Annotated in this window: 17 protein-coding genes, 1 tRNA gene and 2 pseudogenes; 9 read left to right on the top strand and 11 right to left on the bottom strand. The window is 57.0% G+C overall.

Annotated elements, in window-relative coordinates:
- Positions 1-61: 61 nt before the first annotated feature.
- Positions 62-586, bottom strand: coding sequence for a DDE-type integrase/transposase/recombinase (locus HMPREF1257_RS00025; RefSeq protein ID WP_198010478.1), 525 nt, complete (start codon positions 584-586; stop codon positions 62-64).
- Between the two features lie 136 nt (positions 587-722).
- Positions 723-1,040: a transposase gene (locus tag HMPREF1257_RS00030; RefSeq protein WP_034661084.1), complete on the bottom strand. Its 318-nt coding sequence runs from the start codon at positions 1,038-1,040 to the stop codon at positions 723-725.
- A gap of 67 nt (positions 1,041-1,107) precedes the next feature.
- Between HMPREF1257_RS00030 and HMPREF1257_RS12135 the strand changes: the two are divergent.
- Positions 1,108-1,486, top strand: a pseudogene (locus HMPREF1257_RS12135) (integrase core domain-containing protein); the annotation flags it as partial.
- Complete coding sequence (locus HMPREF1257_RS00035; protein ID WP_255342555.1) at positions 1,455-1,790, top strand: recombinase family protein; 336 nt, start codon at positions 1,455-1,457, stop codon at positions 1,788-1,790. The pseudogene HMPREF1257_RS12135 and the gene HMPREF1257_RS00035, both read left to right, overlap by 32 nt.
- 369 nt (positions 1,791-2,159) lie before the next feature.
- Here the strand turns inward: HMPREF1257_RS00035 and HMPREF1257_RS00040 are convergent, their stop codons facing one another.
- Positions 2,160-3,194: a YeiH family protein gene (locus HMPREF1257_RS00040; protein ID WP_023023753.1), complete on the bottom strand. Its 1,035-nt coding sequence runs from the start codon at positions 3,192-3,194 to the stop codon at positions 2,160-2,162.
- A gap of 70 nt (positions 3,195-3,264) precedes the next feature.
- On the opposite strand from HMPREF1257_RS00040, the gene HMPREF1257_RS00045 reads away from it, so the two are divergent.
- Positions 3,265-4,161 carry a LysR family transcriptional regulator gene (locus HMPREF1257_RS00045; RefSeq protein ID WP_034654218.1) on the top strand — a complete coding sequence of 299 codons (897 nt, stop codon included), beginning with the start codon at positions 3,265-3,267 and terminating at the stop codon, positions 4,159-4,161.
- A 255-nt stretch (positions 4,162-4,416) separates the two neighbouring features.
- On the opposite strand, the gene HMPREF1257_RS12445 is transcribed toward HMPREF1257_RS00045, so the two are convergent.
- Positions 4,417-4,578 carry a zinc-binding dehydrogenase gene (locus HMPREF1257_RS12445; RefSeq protein ID WP_023023751.1) on the bottom strand — a complete coding sequence of 54 codons (162 nt, stop codon included), beginning with the start codon at positions 4,576-4,578 and terminating at the stop codon, positions 4,417-4,419.
- Positions 4,579-4,655: 77 nt separating this feature from the next.
- Positions 4,656-4,976: pseudogene (locus tag HMPREF1257_RS12450) on the bottom strand (zinc-binding dehydrogenase); the annotation flags it as partial.
- Positions 4,977-5,082: 106 nt separating this feature from the next.
- On the opposite strand from HMPREF1257_RS12450, the gene HMPREF1257_RS00055 reads away from it, so the two are divergent.
- Both HMPREF1257_RS00055 and HMPREF1257_RS00060 read left to right on the top strand, forming a co-directional pair.
- Positions 5,083-5,811 (top strand): ABC transporter ATP-binding protein, encoded by a 729-nt coding sequence (locus tag HMPREF1257_RS00055; RefSeq protein WP_023023749.1) that lies wholly within the window; start codon positions 5,083-5,085, stop codon positions 5,809-5,811.
- Positions 5,812-8,355, top strand: a complete 2,544-nt coding sequence (locus HMPREF1257_RS00060; RefSeq protein ID WP_023023747.1) for an ABC transporter permease — start codon at positions 5,812-5,814, stop codon at positions 8,353-8,355.
- On the opposite strand, the gene HMPREF1257_RS00065 is transcribed toward HMPREF1257_RS00060, so the two are convergent.
- The 4 genes from HMPREF1257_RS00065 to HMPREF1257_RS00080 all read right to left on the bottom strand — a co-directional run bounded on the left by HMPREF1257_RS00065 (position 8,352) and on the right by HMPREF1257_RS00080 (position 12,441).
- Positions 8,352-10,547: a bifunctional lysylphosphatidylglycerol flippase/synthetase MprF gene (locus HMPREF1257_RS00065; protein WP_034659023.1), complete on the bottom strand. Its 2,196-nt coding sequence runs from the start codon at positions 10,545-10,547 to the stop codon at positions 8,352-8,354. The genes HMPREF1257_RS00060 and HMPREF1257_RS00065 overlap by 4 nt on opposite strands.
- Positions 10,516-11,721 carry an alpha/beta hydrolase family protein gene (locus HMPREF1257_RS00070; protein ID WP_198010365.1) on the bottom strand — a complete coding sequence of 402 codons (1,206 nt, stop codon included), beginning with the start codon at positions 11,719-11,721 and terminating at the stop codon, positions 10,516-10,518. Before HMPREF1257_RS00070 ends, HMPREF1257_RS00065 begins: the two co-directional genes overlap by 32 nt.
- Before the next feature lie 61 nt (positions 11,722-11,782).
- Entirely contained in the window at positions 11,783-12,142 is a 360-nt protein-coding gene (locus HMPREF1257_RS00075) for a CrcB family protein (RefSeq protein WP_023016958.1), read from the bottom strand.
- A complete protein-coding gene (locus HMPREF1257_RS00080; protein WP_051138360.1) occupies positions 12,139-12,441 on the bottom strand; it encodes a fluoride efflux transporter family protein in 303 nt (100 codons plus the stop codon). The genes HMPREF1257_RS00075 and HMPREF1257_RS00080 overlap by 4 nt, the downstream gene beginning before the upstream one ends.
- Before the next feature lie 86 nt (positions 12,442-12,527).
- Here HMPREF1257_RS00080 and HMPREF1257_RS00085 point away from each other — a divergent pair, with 86 nt between their 5' ends.
- The 4 genes from HMPREF1257_RS00085 (at position 12,528) to HMPREF1257_RS00100 (ending at position 14,807) form a co-directional block, all read left to right on the top strand.
- On the top strand, positions 12,528-12,974 hold the full coding sequence (locus tag HMPREF1257_RS00085) for a MauE/DoxX family redox-associated membrane protein (RefSeq protein WP_023023739.1): 447 nt from the start codon (positions 12,528-12,530) through the stop codon (positions 12,972-12,974).
- A 53-nt stretch (positions 12,975-13,027) separates the two neighbouring features.
- Complete coding sequence (locus tag HMPREF1257_RS00090; protein ID WP_023016961.1) at positions 13,028-13,753, top strand: thioredoxin domain-containing protein; 726 nt, start codon at positions 13,028-13,030, stop codon at positions 13,751-13,753.
- Positions 13,754-13,829: 76 nt separating this feature from the next.
- A tRNA-Ala gene (locus HMPREF1257_RS00095) sits at positions 13,830-13,902 on the top strand.
- Between the two features lie 365 nt (positions 13,903-14,267).
- Complete coding sequence (locus HMPREF1257_RS00100; RefSeq protein WP_051138361.1) at positions 14,268-14,807, top strand: cutinase family protein; 540 nt, start codon at positions 14,268-14,270, stop codon at positions 14,805-14,807.
- A 150-nt stretch (positions 14,808-14,957) separates the two neighbouring features.
- On the opposite strand, the gene HMPREF1257_RS00105 is transcribed toward HMPREF1257_RS00100, so the two are convergent.
- Positions 14,958-15,755, bottom strand: a complete 798-nt coding sequence (locus tag HMPREF1257_RS00105) for a GDSL-type esterase/lipase family protein (protein ID WP_023023734.1) — start codon at positions 15,753-15,755, stop codon at positions 14,958-14,960.
- A 42-nt stretch (positions 15,756-15,797) separates the two neighbouring features.
- Positions 15,798-16,643, bottom strand: coding sequence for a GDSL-type esterase/lipase family protein (locus tag HMPREF1257_RS00110; RefSeq protein ID WP_023023732.1), 846 nt, complete (start codon positions 16,641-16,643; stop codon positions 15,798-15,800).
- Positions 16,644-16,714: the final 71 nt, after the last annotated feature.

The raw sequence follows: 16,714 nt of genomic DNA on the forward strand, positions 1-16,714 counted from the left end.
AACAAGCCATCAACCAAATGGCCGTAGCCTTTCCCGCCCGCTTCGACAAATACCTATAAACCTAGCCCCACACACAAACAACTTGACACGCTCCCTCCCAGAGCTTCTCACTGGTATATTGCGTCCCCCGGTCAGCGTGAAACACCAGCCCGTCAGGAACATCACCGCGCAGCGTATGCGCCATCCGCAGTGCTCGTTCGACCAAACTTGTATCTTGCACACTATCCATAGCCCAGCCCAGTACCCTGCGGGAATGACCATCGCGAACTGCGCATAAGTACAACCAACCCTCGCCGGTGCGCAGGTAGGTAATGTCCGACATCCATACCCGGTTGAGCTCGCCGGTATCAAACATGCGCTTTACCAGGTCAGGAAGACTCGACTTACGTTTAGATTGAATCGTTGTCGCTGGGACGAAGGCACGCGGTGAAATTCCTTCAATTCCCATCAGGCGCATCCGCTTAGCCACAGTCTTACGATTCACACTGATCTGGTAGCGATCGGCGAGTTCTGCGGTAATCCGCGGAGCACCATAGACCTCATCGGAGTCTTTTTCAGATCTGATGAATCTTACGATCAACATCATCGTAAAAAGATGTCCGATCATCATTACCGGATAAGCGTTGCTGCTGCATATGGGCCCATTTGTAGTATCCAGACCGAGATACCTTCAACAAGCGCGCCATGCGCTTGATACTGAAATTCGCCTTGCTCTGGCTGCATTAACTCGAACTTTTCTGATCGCGTTGCTTTGCGGCGAAGAAGGCTGTCGCTTTTGACAAAAACTCGTTATCCATCTTGGCTTCTGCCAGCTCACGACGCAGACGAGCGTTCTCAGCACGAAGATCCGCCTCGCTTAGCCCATCAGAGGATCCTCGGCGTTGACGCTCATTTTTCACCCACCGGCCTAAAAGGCCAGGTGCGACACCAATTTCTTTGGCTACATGAGCAATCGGGCGTTCTGACTCGATTACTAGGTTTGCGGCTTCACGCCGGTACTCAGGCGTGTATTTCTGGCGTTGTTGACTCACAATGAACATCCTCTCCTACGGACACAAAATCCGCACTAATCGGGTGTCCACCAAACGAGGGTAACCTCAGCTGCCGATGGAGGCTTTGGAGCATGCGTTAACGACTGCAGGGCGAATTCATGGAAACCAGTTAATTCACCATAGCGATCGGGGCAGCCAGTATGTGTCGTGGAAGTATTCCACTGCGCTAGCTGAGTCAGGAATCCGCCCGAGTGTGGGAACAGTCGGCGATTCTTACGACAATGCGCTAGCCGAAACAGTCAACGGTCTCTACAAGGCTGAACTGATTCATGCCCAAGGCCCGTGGACGTCGGTCGGAGAAGTCGAACTGGCCACCTTGCGGTGGGTGCATTGGTGGAACACCAAGCGGCTTCATGAAGCTTTGGACTACGCCACCCCCACAGGAAGTAGAAACCGAGTACTATCTCACCCAGCCCATCAACACAGGGCCGTAAAAGAAGCGGAACTAAACCCAGGACGCTTCATGCGAAAGACACCACAGATCCACGCGCGGATTTAATGCTAGGCATTTTAGGTTCGTTTGCGGAGTTTGAGCGGGCCATTATCCGCGAACGCCAAGCAGAGGGGATTGCGCTGGCGAAAAAGGCAGGAAAGTACAAAGGCCGCAAGCCTGCTCTTAGCCCGCAGCAAGTAGCGGAGATTAAGCAGCGCACAATGGCAGGGGAGTCGAAAGCAGCCTTGGCACGGGAATTCGGAGTCACTCGCCCTACTGTGTATCGGGCGTTGAAGAACGCATAGATGCGGCGATGGGGGCGGGTGAATATACGCCCCACGGCGCTTGCCACATGGCAGGACATTTACGGTTCCAGGCACGCCTACAGGTAGCCTTACGCACATTTCCCCTCGTGGGCGGCTTTTACAAGGGCTGGCGAAGGCACGCCCCCAGGTCTCGCTAGCGTGTGGTTTTACCTGCACTTTCTCCGCCTGGGCAACGTTCACCGAATAAAGAGAAAGGGCGCCCCCACCTTGAAGAATCGGAGCTGTCGACGCCGACGATAATCGGAGCTGGACCGGTGAGAAATGTCAAGTCAGGTTCCTTCCTAAAAGGTCATGTGGTGGGCGGACGAGGTATCAGCTTGGGCGGAGACTGCAGGATGTGGTTCCCTATCAGAGGTGGACGAGTTCGATGCCTGCAAGTGCGATGCCTGTGACGAGAATGGTTGAGGCTGCGGCCAGGATGAAGGGTCGGGCTCCGACCCGGATGAGGTTGCGGATCTTCACCCCACATCCCAGTCCAAACATTGCGGCGGACAACAAAGCCGTTTGCGCGAGGCTTCCTGCGTGGATGAGGCCCTCGGGCAGGTCCAGTGTGGAACGGAGCACGATCATGACCAGGAAGCCAATGATGAACAGTGGGACGATCGCAGGACGCTTTTCATCGGGTTTGACGTTTCCTGACCGGCGTTGGCGAATGCTCAAAATCGCGACGATCGGGGCGAGCAGCAGGACGCGGGCGAGTTTGACGATGACGGCGACAGCCAGCGCCCCGCCGCCGATTATTCCTCCGGCGGCGACAACCTGAGCGATCTCGTGGATGGAGCCACCGGCCCACATGCCGTTGAGTTCAGGCTCCATGCCCAGCAGCTGGCCGAGCAAGGGAATCGCCGGAATCATGAGTGTGCCGAAGATGACCACCAAGGCCACGGCGGTGACCACGTCCTCTTCGTCTGAGTCGGTGACCCCTTCGACTCCGGCCACAGCGGCGGCGCCGCAAATAGAGAAACCACATGCTATGAGCAGAACCTGGGCGGAACGCATCTTCATCAGCCGCCCGATCAGGATGGTTCCGAAAATGCCTCCGGCCACGATGCACACGATGACCACGAGCATGGGCGCACCGAGGGAGACAATGTCTGAGAGCACCAGTTGCAGGCCCAGGAAGACGATTCCCAATCGGAGCAGCTTCTTGGAAGCCAGCGTCAGTCCCGGTGCCGTGGACTCGGGTAGGCGAACCACGTTGGTCAGGGCGATGCCGAGCACGATCGCGACGATCAGTGGGCTGACACCGGGAAGGAAGACGTTAACGGTCATCGCGATTGCCACAGCGACCGCACACAAAAGCAACCCGGGGGAATATTTTTTCAGTGCGTAGGAGCCGCGGCGGGCTGTTATGAGATCTGTCTGTTGTATTTGCGTTGACATACTTCCATACTTCACTGATCCCCGTCAGCCCGCTAGACGGCAATTTCGCATCATGGTATATGCTTTTGATATGAGCGAAGCTTGGCCGAACCTTCAAGTACTGGAACTCTTCGTTGCCGTGGTGGACGAAGGCAGCGTGGGGGCAGGCGCACGGAAAGTGGGGATGGCGCAGCCCAACGCAAGCCGAGCCATCGCGGAGCTGGAGACGGGGATGAAAACGGCTTTGCTTGAGCGCAGCCCCCGCGGTTCGGAACCGACGGCACTGGGGTTGTTGCTGGCTGTTCAAGCCCGTGAACTACTTGATGCCGGGCAACGCTTCAACGATTGGTCACGGTCTAGCCGCAGCAACGAAACGTTGGAACTTCGTGTGGGGGCCAGCATGACCATCGCAGAAACCCTGCTACCGGTCTGGCTGACAGAGTTGAAACGTCGATTGCCGCCGGTCCGCATCGAGGTGCAGGTGCTGAATTCGGCGCAGGTTCTCCAAGAAGTGCAAAGGGGCATTCTTCAACTGGGTTTCGTTGAGACCCCGAACGTTCCCATGCGGTTGAATGCCCGGGTCGTCCAAGAGGATGAGTTGCTGGTAGTTGTCGCTCCCAACCATGAATGGGCGAACCGTACGAGCAGGATCGGTTTGCAAGAGCTGGCGGAAACCCCCTTGGTTGTCAGGGAGCCTGGCTCAGGTACCCGCGAGGCGCTGCAAGAGGTGTTGGCTGGGGCCGTCACTGTCGAGCCGATGCAGGTGCTTGCCAGCAACGCCGCGGTGCGCGTTGCTGTTGCTTCCGGGGCGGGTCCTGCTGTCCTGAGCGAACTCGCCCTTCGTAGCCAGCTCGAGAGCGGGGACCTGTTGCGCGTTCCCTTTGAGGGTCAAGGGATCAGCCGCCCCCTGACGGCCGTCTGGTCAGGACCTCGACGATTGACAGGAGTCGCGGCCGAACTGGTCGCTGTGGCCGCTGCCAAACCGTAGCCGGTGGCAGCAAGTCCCGTCTTCGAAGAAGTCATCAGCATCCGTACAAGATGCTCCCCCTGTAGTCCCGAGCCCCAAGCAGTGCCCGTGCCTTGGGCGGTCTGACATGCCAACCCTTCCGGCTCAACATCGTCCGCCTCTTACCCGCAAGCCATGAATTAAATACGGGGTAGAGAGTTGTAAATAACCCGGACCGGCTGAGAATTCGGCAAGGCAGCACCTTCTTGAATCCGCATGGTTCCTCGGCCATGTGCTTTACTCTCGTCTGAGCACGAGTTTGCCTCGAGCCCTCCGGGTCTGTACTTTCGCCAGGGCAGCCAGGGCATCTGCAAACGGATAAACCTGCTCAAGCTCCAAATGAATCTCCCCTGCGGCGATCTGCTCCATGAGTTGCACCAAATCATCGAGAACGTCCATTTGATAGGGGACCCCGTTATGTGTATGCCACGTTCGGAGATGTGTGCATCTCCGGAGATCGACACCAATGTTCCACCGTCCTTCACGACGGGCAAACTTTCCGCCGAGGTGCCCGGTTGCACCGCCAAGACAGCGTCGACGCCATTGGGCATCCACTCCAGGATCTGCTCGCGCCAATGGGGGTTGCCGTAGTCAACTACCTTGTGCGCGCCGAGCGAAAGCATGTAGTCGTGATTGGGTTTCGACGCGGATGCGGCAACGTGCCATCCGCGTTGGCGTGCAAGTTGGATGGCGACCGTGCCGATCGCCCCCGAGCCACCAGCAATGAAGAGCGACCCGTCAACGGGCGCTGAACTGCAGGTTTGGCTTCCAAACGAAAAGGACGCCCCACCCGCCAAAAAATTGAACTGGCCCCCAAATCAGCCCATGGGATGATGGGACACTGCGACCAGGCGGGTTACTATGTAGAAAGGTAATTTCCCATTTACAAGGAGAACACGCTTTATGACTGATGCCGCGGCGCGCGCCGTTGACTTGTTTAAGCAATACGGAAGCGATGATACGGCGGTTATCGCCCTTGATCACGTTTCCATTGAGTTTGGAAAGAACCAATTCACGGCCATTATGGGCCCTTCGGGCTCGGGCAAGTCCACGTTGATGCACACGATGGCAGGGTTGGACTCTGCTAGCTCTGGTTCGGCGTTTATCGGTGATACCGATATGTCGCACCTCAATGACAAGGAAATTACGGCGTTGCGTCGTGACCGCTTAGGATTTATTTTCCAGTCCTTCAACTTGGTCCCTACCTTGACGGCTGCGGAAAACATCACGCTGCCGACTGATATCGCGGGCAAGGACGTCGACAAGCAATGGTTTGAAGAAGTCACCCGTCGCCTGGGGCTGGCGGAGCGTTTGGAGCACCGCCCGGCTGAGCTGTCTGGTGGTCAGCAGCAGCGTGTCGCCTGTGCTCGCGCCTTAGTGTCGCGGCCGGAGATTATTTTTGGCGATGAGCCTACGGGTAACTTGGATTCCAATTCTTCGGCCGAGGTATTGGATATTCTGCGCACTGCGGTGGACCAGGATAACCAGACTGTGGTCATTGTGACGCACGATGCTAAGGCGGCGTCGTACGCCGATCGTGTTGTTTTCCTTGCTGATGGCAAGCTCGTTAATGAACTGCAGGATCCAACGATGGAGGCCATTCACAATGTAATGGCAGAGATTGAGGGTTAAATGGTACGCGGAAACGCAATGCGCAGGGTATCCGTGCGCAATGTTTTGGCGCATAAATTGCGCCTTGGCCTGACAATTCTGGCGGTGGTTTTGGGCACCGCCTTTATTGCTGGCTCTTTCATGTTCACTAACTCATTGAAGGCCACTTTTGATTCTGCGGTGGATAACCAATTCCGCGGGGTAGACGCGGTGGTCAGTGAGAACGATGACAGCGACCAGAAGCTGGATGAAGGGCTGCGCAAGCAGCTGCTTGATGATGACGACGTTAAAAACATCAACGTCGCTGACTCGCAGACTGTGGTTGTTGCCGATGAAAACTCGGAGGCCTTCCAAACCCAAAGCGGTACTGCGAGCCTCGTGCCGTACTATTCCGCGGATAAAACCGTCGGTGGCGCGAGCGAACTCACGGAAGGCGATGAGCCAAAGGCCAAAGATGAGGTAACGATCAATTCGTCCGCTGCGGAGAAATACGATATCTCCGTTGGTCAGAAGCTTGTGGTGGTTCATCCGGATAGCCAGGATGAGGTTAAGGTTACGGGCATCGTGGAGCCGCCGGTGGAGCAGGGCGATAGCATCGAGCTGCGCATGGATGAGTCGGATTACCTGGAGCGCTTTGGTGATCCCTCTCAGCTGAAGGTCTCTGCCGCCGATGGTGTGGAGGCAAATGCGCTTGTTGATGACCTCAATGACAAGTTCGACATCAAAGCCGAGTCCGGTGAGCGCCTGGCAGAGCAAACCAGTGAAGCAATGACCGAGGCATTGAAGTTTGTGAACTACTTCCTCGTTGCCTTTGGTCTAATCGCCTTGTTGGTGGGCACCTTTATTATTGCCAATACGTTCTCCATGATTGTGGCCCAGCGCATCAAGGAGTTCGCGCTCTTGCGTGCTTTGGGCGCTTCGCGTCGCCAGATCACCAATTCCGTTGTGGTGGAATCCGTCATCGTGGGCGTTCTGGGATCCATCGTCGGTGTCGTTGCCGGCGTGGGATTGGTCGCCGTGATCAAAGCGGTTATGGGCGCCAACGGTATGGACATTGGCGGTGGCCTGGGCCTGAGCGTTTCCGCTGTGGTAGTCCCGATCATTTTGGGCACGATTGTCACTGTGGTCTCCGCATGGGCCCCGGCACGGCGCGCGGGTGCTGTGGAACCGGTTGAGGCGATGCGCACGACGGAGTCGGCCTCCGGTTCTTCGCTGAAGGTCCGCACGATTTTCGGCGCGATCCTCATGATTGGCGGCATTATTGCGGCGTTTGCGGGCGTGCTTAGCGATGCCGAAACGAACGTCCGCGCCATCCTTGTCGGCCTCGGCGCCGTCGGGGTGATTATCGGCTTCTTCTTGGCAGGACCGGCGCTCTCTTTGCCGCTGGTGCCAACGCTGGGTAAGGCAATTGGGGCGCCTTTCGGGTCCATCGGCAAACTGGCCGCTACCAACTCGCGGCGTAACCCGCGCCGCACTGCCGCCACGGCCTTTGCCCTGACCTTGGGCGTGGCATTGGTCACGAGCATCGGCATGCTGGGCCAGACAATGAAGGCTTCCATCTCGGATACGGTGGACCAAACTATTACGTCGGACTACATCTTGTCCGGTCCAAGCTCCGGAAGCTTCCCGACGCCGAAGGAAACCGGCGAGCGTGCCGCAGAGGCAGACGGTGTGGATAAGGTCATTACCGTTGGCTCGGCACCGGTTGCCGTGGACGGTCAGGCCTCCTTGGACTTTGGCACTGGCGGTTTGTTTACCGTGACGGTGGATGCTGACCCCACCTCGATGCTGGCGATGAACATGGTAGAAGGCGATGCCAATATTGAAGGCGGCTTTGCCGCCACGGAAGACTTTGCCAAAGAAAATGGCTGGAAGGTAGGAGAGACCTACGAGGTTACCGGCAGCAAGCCGGGCAAAACTGCGGAAGCCAAACTGGTCGGTACCTTTGAGCCCATCGAGACCATTCAAAATATGGTGGTTTCGCAGGACGTGGCAGAAGAAGTTGCCGCTGACGGAGAATTCTCCGTGCAGATGGTGGGCGTATTAGGTAAAGAAGGCTACGACAAGGAAGAGCTACGCCAGAACCTCGAGGATGCCGTCAAGGATCTCGTGGTGGTGCAGGTCAATACCGGTAAGGAATACGCGGGTCAGGCCGCTGGCTTCATCGACCAGATGCTGGCCATTCTCTACGGTCTTCTCGCACTAGCCGTGATCATCGCGGTACTGGGTATTGTCAATACCTTGACCTTGGGTGTTATCGAACGCCGCCAGGAGATTGGCATGTTGCGTGCGGTGGGTACGCAGCGCCGCCAAATCCGCAGGATGATCACACTGGAGTCGGTCCAGATTTCGCTCTTTGGTGCGATCATGGGAATTCTCATTGGCCTCGGCTTGGGCTGGTCCTTCATTGAGATCTTGAATGATCAGGGCCTTGGCGGCGCCGAGGTTCCGTGGGGCATGTTGGTAACCATGCTGCTGGGATCCGCAGTTGTGGGCATCATTGCAGCGGTATGGCCATCGCAACGCGCGGCAAAGACGCCGCCGCTGGAGGCGATTGCGGATTAATGCCTGGATATCCAGGCCTTGACCGCATCCGTGGTCTTGAGGTCTGGAAGGTAGGCGTGCATCGTCGCTAGACCGATATTAGGAAGTTTCAGCTCGTCGTCGTAGCACAGGAACCATGGGTGCTCTTCGGGCTGGAACTTCTTTTTGCTTGCCGCCAGGCTGTGGAATCCGTAGAAGGGCTCGACCTCATTGCCTAGGCGCTGCAAGAGATTGTCGAGCCAGGAGGGCGACGGTGCTTGCCCGGCCAGAGGGGCGCCGGATAAGGAGATCCAGGCACAGCCCTCGGCGTTTGCGATGAGCAAGGCTTCTGAGATGAGCAGTTCCATAACTCCCTTGAAGCCGTGCTCGTTGCGGCGCATGACGTCGAGGGTATAGCCCGCGATGGAGCCGTTTTCGAAGACGGGCATCCAGCTGGTGACGCCGTGGAGGGTGCCGTCCTGGGCTTCGGCAAGCAGCAGGCGAGTGCCGGGGACTTTCATTTCTTCTAGCCCGCCGAGGGTAAATCCCATTTCGGGCAGCGCCTTTTCTGCTACCCATTCCTCGCTGAGCGCGGTGATCTTGGCGATGGTGGTCAGGTCGAGTTCAGCCCAACTGGTCCAGCGGGTGCGAATTCCTTCCTTGGTTGCTTTATTGCGGGCGGTGCGGATGTTTTGGAATTTTTTGCCCTTAAACTCCACGGTGCGGCAGGGTAAAACGGCTTCTTCCGCAACCTGGACGTTCTTGAGCTCGGGATGGGACGCGGCGAAGTCCGCCCCCACGGAATACCACGCCACGTCCCAGCCTTGATCAGAGGCAAAGGCGGAAAATTCGGCGCTGATGTCGTTGCCAATAGGAGAGCCCAGGGTTAAGGCGATTCCGTTGGATACGCGGTAGGCAACGTAGGAATCTTCGTGGAAGAAATAACGATTAGATTTCCATAGCGTCATAAAAGATAAATGGTCCCCGGTGCCGGACTCGAGGAGGCGTCGCGCGGTGCGGAGATCCTCCTCGTGCGCGGGGTCAGTGGGCCGGGAAAAGCCGCGGTAGAGGCGGAAGGCGACAAAGATCCAGAAGGCATTGCCTATCCATTCATAGACGAACCACGATATGGAGGAAGCCGGGATGACGTAGTGGGGCAGGATCATGGCCACGATGGTGGGCAGGAAGCGTAACGGGGTTTCAGCGAGCACGCGGGGAAGTGGGTCGTGCAGCAGCGCGATACCAATCCACAATCCGGCCCCAACCAGCGCAATGAGGGTGCTCAGCAGTACCGTTTCTAGGAGATACGTACGGTTTTCATGGGTGCGGAATAACCTGCGGTTAGCTAGCAAGATTCCGAGGACGCACAACCATGGCAGCGTAACGGGGATGAGGCTGGGGATAGAAGGGTTAGTGTTCCATAGCTGGTAGGTGAGCAGTGCTAGGGCTATGAACTGGGAGGCTACTGCGAGCCGCCACGCGGTGATGCGCCCGCGCACTAGGCCGAAACAAAAAACGAGCTGCAGGATGAGCGGAAGTAGGTTAGCCACCATCGGGCCGATGCCATGGGCGTGGGCGAGGTCCAGGGTGTCTGAGTTGGGCTCCCATAGCAGTCGCGTGACCTCGGAGAAGGGCCCTTGCGCCAGCGGGTCCAAAGCGATGAAGGCTGGGCCTATCGCCACGCAGGCCACGCACACGGCGATGAGCACGCGCCGCTCGCGGATCGACGGAGTATCAGGGGCAGGCTTCATGAGCAGTTGGCCGGCGGTGATGGAGATTACGGCGGTGATGATGCCGAGGGCATCGGAAAGCGTGCCGGAATACAGCACGTATGTCGCGGTCAAGGAGACGATGGTGATGCGGAAGCGGCGGCGCCACAAGCGCGGCATGAACGCGGAGGCAAACCCAGCAGCCCCGACGATGAAACCAATCGGGCTAAGGTACGCGGTGCTATCGGGCCACTGCTTGGCGATGCCCAGCGTTAACGGCACCCCAATCGCCGTCGCCGCAAGGCCGGCTAGGAGCGTGTAGGCGGAGCCGAGTCGCCACTCGGCAGGGGCGAGCCAGATGACGATGAGCACGGTCAAGATGATGGAGGCGCCTGGATGCGCCGTAGTCAGCGTGAGCCACGGCTTCAAAGGGAAATCAACGAGGTGCAGCGACCACATCACCGCCAGCAGGCCGATGGATACGGGAAACTTTCTAAGAACGAACATCATTTTCTCCAATTCCATCGAAGGGATCGCGGTCTACCTGTAGGCCGCCGCGGGTTGCCGCCCACGCAAAGGACTCGCGCAAGGCGGGGCGCCAGACCTGGAAGGAATGGCCGCCCGGGCGGGTGCCGTAGTAGGTCTTCATTCCAGCGGCGCGGGCTTTATCCGCAAGCGAGCGCAAGGCGGTGACGGACTGAGCATCATCGTCCCCGGCAATGAAAATGGCCTGCAGGTTGTCATAGCGCTTGCGTTCCAATAGGTGAGCGGGGTCTTGATTGTTATAGGCAGCTTCATCACCGTGGAAGAATTTGTGCACCGTGGCGGAATGGTTGCCGATGGTAGGTTCCGCCTCACCGGAGATATCGATTACCGAGCCAAAGGCAGCGGGGTGAGTGGTGGCTATCTGCAGCGAGCAGGTTCCGCCATAGCTAAGACCACCGACTGTCCAGGTGTGCTGGTCGGGATTGACCTGGAACTTCTTTTTAATGGCGTGGGGAACATCCTGGGTAAGATAGGTCATGACTTGGGCAACATCGCTATCGGCGCAGATGGGGTTCGCGGTTTCAGAGCCAGTGGCATCAACGGAGACGACGATGGGGCTGCGCCCGCCATTGGCCGCTTGGAATTGATCGGCGGTTTCGGCCGCCTCCCCCGAACCGAACCACTGATCCGGGCCGCCGGGGTTTCCATGGAGGAGCATGAGGACTGGGAGATTGTGATCCGTCCAATAAGCAGGTGGAATATACGCCGTGGCGGTGCGCGGGGAGAAATGGGAGGCGGTGCCGGGGAGATCGACGTGGACGATGGCGGCGCCTGAATGGGTGGAGGTGAATTCGTTGTAGTTCATTTCCTTCGCCACTGGGCGAGGATCCAAGGAACCGACATCCGGATAGGTCTGGTATTCCATATTGACCAAGCCGACGGTGGCGAGGATCGAAAAGATACCCGCCACCACCGTGACCACCTTGGGCTTGCGAAGGAGCGCGGCCAAGGGGACTACGGAGGCTAGGTAGATGTGCCAGGGGACTTCCCAGTGGCGGAGGAAGAACCAGGCGATGCCGCAGGCAATAACGGCTATGGCTAGTGGCCACACCTTCTTTTGGGCAATAACGATAATCGCCGCAATGACGAGGATGAGGAGGAATATGACTCCGTTGACGGGCTCGGCCAACGGCAAGTTCATAAAGAAGTTCACACCGGAAATGGTAGGCCTGTGCTGGGGAAATGTGTTTAGCAGAAAGCTGGGAGTTGCCTACCTAAATCCCGTGATAGATAAGGCCGGCCCACATTACTCCGCGCCAGGCGAGGACCACGCCGATCCCGATGGTCCAGAATAGATATTTGCACAGCGGCCACCAGTGCCGCTGCTTGACCATTTCTCCTAGCTCTTTTGCCATGGTGGACCAGGTGGACAGGCCACCGGCGAGGCCGAGGGCGAAGAGGGGATGGGCGAAGGGGGCATCGGCAAGCTGCGCAAAGCCCACCGCCAGGCCGAAGACCAAGGAACCCAGGATATTGGATGCGAAGGTGCAATACGGCGAGGGCAGCAGGCGGGTAAAGCCGTAGCGCGCCGCGCCGCCGAAAAAGCCGCCGATAAGGACGAAGAGCAGGTTCATCGCAGCTTATCCCCAGCAAGGTAGGCGGCGGTGCAGCCCACGAGCGTGGCCGCGGCATAGGCCAGGGCGATGCTCCAGTGGGACTCCGCGGTGAAGAAAGCAAAGCTGGCGAAGCTGGTAAACCCACCCAAGAATCCGGTTCCCCAGAAGGGGCCGGGGCGGGTATATCCCATCAGCGCGCTGCCGACGATATTAAGGATGAGGAGCGGGAGCATTCCGCCGCCGAGAGCGATGGTTAAGAGGTAGCGGGCACCGGCGCCGAGTGCGGCACCGGAACCGACGATGAGGGAGTGCGGCATGGGGTACATCATAGTGGGCGAAGTCTCAGGAAAAAGCACAGGGGTTTGTATCCGAAAAGGGGAGGTTAAACGCTAAACTAATCGGCGTGAATAACGCGTTTGATGTGGTGAGCTTTATCGCCCGCTTTGGCATGGCCGTGGTGTGGATCATCGCCGGTGTAGAAAAGATGGCGCACCCGCTGGATACCATGCAATCCATCAAGGCCTATGAGATTTTCACGCCGGAATGGTCTGGGTATCTGGCCCAGCTCATTGGGCCGCTGGAGCTAGTGGGTGGAATGCTGCTCTTGCTGGGGATTTTCCTTCGCGAGTCTTCCAAGGTAGCGGCCGTGGTCATGGTGCTTTTCATGGTCGGCATCCTGCAGGCATGGCTGCGTGGGCTGGATATCGATTGCGGGTGCTTTGGTGCTGGTGACGCTACTGCGGAGCCGGGCATGAACTATGGGCTGACGCTGCTTCGCGATGCCGCCTTCCTCGCCCTTACCGCATGGACCATCAAACGCCCGTTCACGAAATTTGCGCTCCACCCGTAGCGGTGGGCACAGTAGGTTGCAAGAGTCCGAAAGTATCAACAGGCAAGGTTTAAATGAGCAAAGTAAGTGACCCGAATGCCAAGTCTGGCAATGGTTTCATCTGGGGCGTCGGCGTCCTACTCGTCATTATCGCCGTGGTCATTGGCTACATCGTGTGGAATGGCAAGCAGGCCAATGAAATCGAGGTGCAAGACGTCAACATGTCCATGGACTATAAGGACAACGCGATTACCCTGAAGTCCGATGCGGCCGATGACGATACTCCAGAGGTTGACCTGTACGAAGACTTCTCCTGCCCCCACTGCGCGGACCTGGCGAAAAGTACCGATGAGGAGATGAAGCAGGCAATTGAGGATGGCAAGCTGGTCGTCCACGTGCGTACGCTGAACTTCTTGGACGGTAAGGATGTTGAAAACCAGGATGGTTACTCAACTAAGGCCGCCGCAGCCATATCAGAATTGGCAAAGTCCGGCGATGTGAAGACCTACTGGAATTTGCGTGACTACATGATGCAAAACCAGCAGAGCGTTGTCCCCCAGTGGGGCATCGAGGACATCGCTGACCAAGCAAAGGAACTTGGCGCCGAGGATGACGTGGTTGATTCCATCAAGAACGTGGATATCAAGCAAGGTAATAAGATGGCAAAGGCCAACTACGACAAGCTGAATAAGGAAACCGGTTCCGTTTCCTCGCCGCGCGTTGTCCAAAACGGCAAGGATATTCCGGATAAAGATTCTGGTCAGTCTTTGAATGACTGGGTAGACGTCGCCACCAAGTAGCAGGCGATTTGGTGAGTTAAATACTTGCCATGTATATTCATACGAGTTGCGGCCCACAGGGTTGCACCTCGTATATGGGGCTATGGCGCAGCTGGTAGCGCACCACACTGGCAGTGTGGGGGTCACGGGTTCGAATCCCGTTAGCTCCACAATATAGTGTCCCGAGGCATCGTGTAAGAACGGTGTCTCGGGATTTTTCATGTGAAAATGTGTCTGGTTACAGTGCGTTGGGGTGTCGCCTGTTAACTAAGACTCATGTAATGTAACCCGTGCAAACCGCCGGAACCTTTTGAAAATGGGAAATTATATGAATTTTACTGTGAAAGCTGCGGCTGCTGGCGTAATCTCTGCAGCCGCACTTGCACTTTCTGCTCCCGCCGCCACTGCGGCGATTCCTGGGAACCCAATGTCCGCTCCGACGTGTGCTAACCAGCAGGTTGTTTTTGTTCCTGGCGGAGCGAATACTATTCCGTCAGCACCTTCGGATGTTCCGCACGGTCTAATTACCGGACAGATGGGCGTTAAGCTCGGACTCCAGCCGGATACGAATGCCACCTTTGTGGGCTACCAGGCCTTCCCATTTGCCGTGTCGAAATATTCTGACTCTTCTAACGAAGGATATAACCGCACTGCAGCTAAGATTCAGCAAATCCAGAATGACTGCCCAAATAGCAAGATTTCCTTGGTCGGCTATTCCGAGGGAACAGATATTTCCGCACGCATCATTAACGATGCGGCGCACGGGCGCGGACCACTTGATAAAGAAAGGTTTGCATCTGCAGCCCTCTATGCCAACCCGTACCAGGGTGGCAATGGTGCTGCGCAATATCACGATGACATGTCCAATGCGACCGGCGCTCTAGGCCACCTCGACGGTGGGTACGGCGAACTGGGGTCTGACGTGTTCGAGGTTTGCAACCCGCAGGATATTATTTGTAACTACCCAGAGGATTACCTGGGATTGGTATCCCCGTCCATGGAGGTGGACGCAGCACACGGCAAGCTGCCTTTGCAGCAGATCGTAGGTGAGGCCTCTCACCATCGCAATGGATAATATAAACCTGCTACGCGGACAACTTGCCCATATGCAGTACGGTGGGGCGGAATTTCAGGCAGGTATCGATTGGATCAATAACCACTAACCAGAAAAACTCATAAAAATATCCCGCATAGTTTAAAACTATGCGGGATATTTTCTTTCTACTTACTGCAGAGCGTGGCCGATAAACTGGCCATAAGCTGCGGTGCCGTGGGCATTAAGGTGCAGTGGTAGGTTGCCGGGAGCTGGTGGTACTGGGTCAACGAGGTTAACCCACCAGCGGTCTGGCGAGCACATGTCATGTCCTTCAGACATGGGCTGTGCATCTAAGAAGGTTGCGCCGTTTTGCTCGGACACTTCGCGCAGGGTGTTTTGGAGGCGCTGTTCTGTGTCAGAGACGGCTGCGATGGGTAGGGGAATGATCGAAGAGGTCAGGCAAGTGGAGTTGCCGCGGGTCACGTGCGGGTAACCTACGACAGTCACCTTGGCATTCGGTGCGTGCTGGTGGGCTACATCGAGTGCGCTGCGGAGACCACCGCGAATCGCGCGGTCGGAGGCTGCGATATCCGTTTTGTGGGGGTAGGTGTCATTAGCGCCGGCAACGATAACGACATTTTTGGTCTCGTGGTTAAGGTTGCCGTCTTCTGCTGCCTTGCGGAGAGAGATATCGACGTGAACGCCTCCAGTGGCTAAAGAAGCACCTGCGCATTGGTACTGGTCAACGTGTGCACCGGAAACATTGCTCATCTCAGTGGCAATGGCATTATCGGTAACGCAGCCCACTCCGGTATTGGCCGTTTTATGCGCCTTGTTCAGCGCATGGTCAGCGACGGTTGGGTTGGCTACAATACTGTCACCAACGAGAACGGTGTTTCCTGGGACTGCAGCTGTGGCAATGGTGCTCGTGCCCGCAAGTGCTGTAATGAAAGTGGCAGCCGCGGCGAGCTTATTAATACGCTTCACTTTTACTCCGAGTTTACTTTCTGGGAATAGGGGAGGTGAGGCCTAGTTCCTTAGGCCATTCGTAATAATACCTGCCATTCCTGTGTGTCCAACATCAGTTGGGTGCATTGGCATCACGGAAGGGGCCGTCGGGGTCTGAGCAATGACTGCCCACCGGTGGTTGGTGTCCGGCTGGCAAGGATCGTGCGTTTTTGCTTGGTTGTGAAGATCGATGAAGTTCACGCCAAGGGAGCCTGCGGCACGTCCGATTTCGCGGTTGAACTCTTCTTCTGCGCGAGTAACACCTGGGATGGACAGTGGCAGCTGCATCCGGTCGTCATTGACCACACAGAGGGTGTCATTAACCGTCATTGGAACGTAGTTGACCATCGTGATGCGTGCATTCGGGGCCACGGATCGAATTTTATTGAATTGTGCGTTCAGCAATCCGCGGTAGCTCGAGCCCTTAGGGATATTTGGGGCGGCGGCGTTAGCCAGTGCATCTACATAGGTGCCAGGCTGCAGGCCGCCATACATGAAGGTGACTTCCTTCGTATCGGGGCCAATATTCCCAGAGCGGACTGCGTGTTCGACGAAGGCAGCTACCCAATAGCTGGTTCCGTTGCACGTGTAGTCCGCAAGGCTGTGACCGAGATTCCGGGCAGTTTGGTGTGCCCAGTTGTGCTTGTCGTTACTGCACGTGTTCGGTAGGGGAGTAGAGGCGGAGAAAGGGCTGACCGCTGCGCGATCCCCAGGGGCGCCGCCGTTAGCGGAGAAAGAGTCGCCGAAAGTGACCATTTCCTTGCCGTGGGGTTCTGCTGCGTTGGCAGACTGGGCCATCGTCAAGGCAGCACCAAGCGCGAGGAGACCACCGACGAACTTTCTCTTAATGCCGTTAATTCCGACCATAGTTATCCTTTTCAATTCGAGAGAGAATTTACCATTCGGTAAATTATTTATGTACAGCATCTTAATTCGCA

This window comes from Corynebacterium sp. KPL1814 (assembly GCF_000478175.1).
GTDB lineage: Bacteria > Actinomycetota > Actinomycetes > Mycobacteriales > Mycobacteriaceae > Corynebacterium.